This window comes from Candidatus Rhabdochlamydia sp. W815 (assembly GCF_018642185.1).
Lineage (GTDB): Bacteria > Chlamydiota > Chlamydiia > Chlamydiales > Rhabdochlamydiaceae > Rhabdochlamydia > Rhabdochlamydia oedothoracis.
The window spans coordinates 1-2,256 of sequence record NZ_JAAVTY010000164.1; the positions used below are offsets into that span (position 1 = coordinate 1).

A 2,256-nucleotide genomic window follows, 5' to 3' on the forward strand; every position below is an offset into this window, starting at 1 on the left:
TGGACTCAGTCCATAGCTCAGGCATTTGGAGGAGACAGTATTGCCATTGACGGCAAGACATTATGCGGTTCTGGTAATAAGACAATAGATCCTATCCATATGGTAAGCGCTTTTGCTTCTGAGCAAAGTCTTGTGTTGGGACATCTTAAATGTTCTGGAAAAGGAAAAGAACTAGAGACCATTCAAAGCCTGCTTACCATATTAAATATTAAAGGAGTTGTTGTAACAATCGATGCAGCCGGTTGTCACAAAATAGTAGTAGAACAGATTTGTTCCCAGGGAGGAGATTATGTTATTGCTCTTAAAGGCAATCAAGACCACTTACATGCAGAAGCTCATAACTTTTTTGAACAAGCACAGGACGTTATACCGGAAAAAGCTAGCCGTTTGAATCGGCACTACTATATACTCGTTTGCATTCAAATTAAGAGTTTGAATACATAAACATTTTTATACAAAAGGTAACATCTTCTTGCAAGATAAAGCAGTTTTTTCAAAAAAACCTAGTTATGCAATTCTTAATTTGAAATCAATCTAGTATAGGATAGCGGATGTTCTTTTTGAAGAAGACTTTTCTTTGACAGATAGAGAAAATAGTGCTGAAAACAGGGGTTTAGTCTGCCATGTTATTATTTAAGAGGATAATATCTTCTCAAGAGAAGCCATTATGGTCTTTCAATCTTTCTATTCGCGCTTCTAAAGGAGGGTGAGTAGCAAACCAACGGGTAATGCTGCTTTTTTTAGGGGTTGAGATTTTAAATGCTTGAAAAGCCGCAACAGCTGTTTGAGGATCTTGAGTCTGTACATTCTTTTGTAATGCTTTTAAAGCGGCTATCATATTTTCTCTGCCTGCTAAAAAAGCGCCACCGCGATCTGCTCTAAACTCTCTAAAACGAGAAAAGGCACAGATAATCAAAGATCCTAAAACCATAAAGATCACCTCAAATAAAAAGACGAAGATCACATAGCTAAAATAAGACCCTGTAGAAGAATTGTTCCTGTTTCTGCTAAGTCCTGAACAGATATAGGCAAGCACTCTAGCCAAGAACATGACAAAGGCATTAATAACGCCTTGTAATAGGGTCATTGTGACCATGTCCCCATTTTGAATATGAGCCATTTCATGAGCAATAACCCCTTCTAATTCTTTTTCAGACATGCGATTTAACAAACCGGTTGAAACAGCAATTAAACTGCGTTTTTTGGTAGGGCCTGTAGCAAAAGCATTTAATTCAAGGGAATTATATACCCCTACTTGAGGAAAATCCGATAGATTTGCATCTCGAGAAAATTTATGCACAATGGTTAATAATCGCTGTAAACTAGGGTCTTTGGTATGAGAATCTATTAACTGTACTCTCATCATCCATAAAGCGATTTTACGAGAGAGCAAAAGCGAAATAAAGGCTCCTCCCATACCCCAAACAAAACAGAAGATCATTAAAGAATAGAGATTTAAGCCATATGATTGTAAATAAGGTTTTATGTTAAAAACGCTTAGAAAAAAAGAAAGGGTAATAACGACAAGAAAATTGATTAACAAAAATAAAAAAACTCTTTTAGCAATAGCCATTTTTTTCTCCTTATAATCCATCTATTATCTGCTTTTTAAGATTGTTATGTCAATAACCTATGTAATATTTTCAGCACAAAATCTCTGTACAGGACAATTTTTTAGGAGCAGATAAAAAGAATAGCCCGCAAATATGACCAGAGATCTGGCATAATACTTCCAGAAAGCAATCTAAGAGGTATTATGAAATATATTTGCGAACTGAAAAATATTTTAGCAGATAGTTTCCACATAAATATAGTGGTTCCGATTCAATCGTATAGAAAAATATAGGATTAACGACAAGGTTCAATTCGTTGATTTGAACACCCCATTAAGCTAGCCGTTTGAATTGGCACTACTATTACAACTCTAACGTGGAGTTGTGGTTTTTTCCATATAGATATTAACCTTGAGAATTATAGATGAGACCTCTTTCAAAACCCATTAACATAGCTCCAGATTATAAATGCCCGCAATTAGATTGAAGCGAAGACCAAACCTTTTTCGTCTATTTCTATAACGATCAGCTAAAATTTTGAATCGCTTAAGCAGACCAATAGCATTTTCATTAATTACACGTTCTTTGGAAAGGAATTGATTATTTTTTTTGTCTTGTTTTGTTAAAGGATTTTTCTTGCTTCTTCTTTTAGGCATTTGGGTTTTAGCATGAAGCTTTTTAAGTCCTCGATACCCTCCATCTG

3 protein-coding genes are annotated in these 2,256 nt (G+C 35.3%); 1 reads left to right on the forward strand and 2 read right to left on the reverse strand.

Translation table 11 applies throughout. The features are described 5' to 3' along the window. On the forward strand, window positions 1-444 hold a 444-nt coding region (locus RHOW815_RS07905; protein WP_215217756.1), incomplete at its 5' end, for an ISAs1 family transposase. Between the two features lie 208 nt (window positions 445-652). On the opposite strand, the gene htpX is transcribed toward RHOW815_RS07905, so the two are convergent. Together htpX and RHOW815_RS07915 are read right to left on the reverse strand one after the other, a co-directional pair. Further along, window positions 653-1,573: a protease HtpX gene (gene htpX / locus RHOW815_RS07910; RefSeq protein ID WP_215217757.1), complete on the reverse strand. Its 921-nt coding sequence runs from the start codon at window positions 1,571-1,573 to the stop codon at window positions 653-655. Between the two features lie 426 nt (window positions 1,574-1,999). After that, window positions 2,000-2,256, reverse strand: a 257-nt coding sequence (locus tag RHOW815_RS07915; protein ID WP_305825897.1) for a transposase family protein, incomplete at its 5' end; no start/stop codon positions are given.